The sequence below is a fragment of the Halorubrum tibetense genome, from assembly GCF_042661865.1.
GTDB lineage: Archaea > Halobacteriota > Halobacteria > Halobacteriales > Haloferacaceae > Halorubrum > Halorubrum tibetense.
On the sequence record NZ_JBHSWW010000449.1, the window covers coordinates 1 to 1333 of the forward strand.

General features: G+C 42.7%; 1 protein-coding gene. It reads right to left on the reverse strand.

Features of this window, described 5'->3' with window-relative positions:
* Positions 1-312: 312 nt before the first annotated feature.
* Positions 313-1333 (reverse strand): IS4 family transposase (locus ACFQEU_RS16045; RefSeq protein WP_379783793.1); only part of this gene is annotated, 1021 nt, incomplete at its 5' end.

Below are 1333 nucleotides of genomic sequence, written 5' to 3' on the forward strand. Positions count from 1 at the left end.
AAGGTCGTAAGCGCCGCCTATGGCATTAAGATTTTCTTGGGAAAGCTTCGCTTTTCCTAAGCTGTGATTGTTGTACTTTACGGCAAGACTTGCTCCGTGAGTATAATTACCTCGATTGGAAAGTGGGGCGGTCCCTAGCCATTTACCCATTGCAAACCTCCTTATCTATTTTCATCTATCCCAATAGATTATAGACATGGCATCTGATCTTTGTGAAATGTAATCGTGACCCTGACATCTTATATTGACCAAAAATTTCCGAATTTTCATGTGTCGCGTAAAATCAATGACACTGACCCGAATGGCACTAAGTTAAGCCGCCTGCGATAGCATTTCCTCTTTCAATACCGATCTCGGTTTTGTCATGAGTTTAAAGGGTTTTGGCCTTTGTTTTATTTGCCTAGGCTCAATCCGCCCTTGCCTTTGGTAGAGCGTGCACTTCATGATTTCGCTTAGCAAAAAACTTATGTTCATTACAGAGGTTTTGGTGGGTAGAGTGTTGCCGTTATTACAATAGGATATCAACGTTTGTACGCAAGATTTAAACGCCAGAACGATATCACCTGAACCATTTCCAGCTTCCGACATTAGGTAGCGTATAACGTTGAATACGATAAAAAACATCTGGATTTCTTTTCTAGCCATCTCAGGTGTTTTTGCTTTAATAAATTCCATTCCCAAAGTAGTTTTAAGGTCACGAAAGTAGAGCTCAATTCCCCACCGCTGGCGATAAAGCTCCGCAATCAATGCAGCAGGATACCTAACCTCATCCAGCAGCGTTGTTAGCAAGTAAACTCCCTTTGAACGGTACCCCGGAAAGCTGAAATCAACTTTTATCTGCCTCATCTGAATAGCATCAGGTAATGCAGACCAACGCTCTTTTGGGTATCGACTTCGAGCCACAGTGCTAGTGAATTTTGGCACGTTAATTAGAAGATCATTATCACCAATAATTTTTTCGGCGTCACCTGCTGAGACAGGCTTTCGACGTGCGAGAGCAACGATTGAGTCAACTCCAATATCTAGTAATCTAGCCTGGTCATAAAAGCAAATAAAGCCCTTATCACCAATAAAAACGTCATTTTTAGCGAAACTATTTTCTTGATCTCTAAGTAATGGTAATTCGTGTGAGCGTTTATTACCTACTCGGTAGTCTATTGCAACGCCAGTATGTAAATTACACAAAGCGCACAAACGAATCTGCGAAAAACCACAGCCTTCCTTTTGGCTCGATTGCTGAGGCCACACACCTTGATTTTCTTCCGTGTCAGCTGCTAAAAGCCCAGTTCCGTCGGCGCACACAACTCGCCGCCCCAAAAGGGGATGCTTAGTA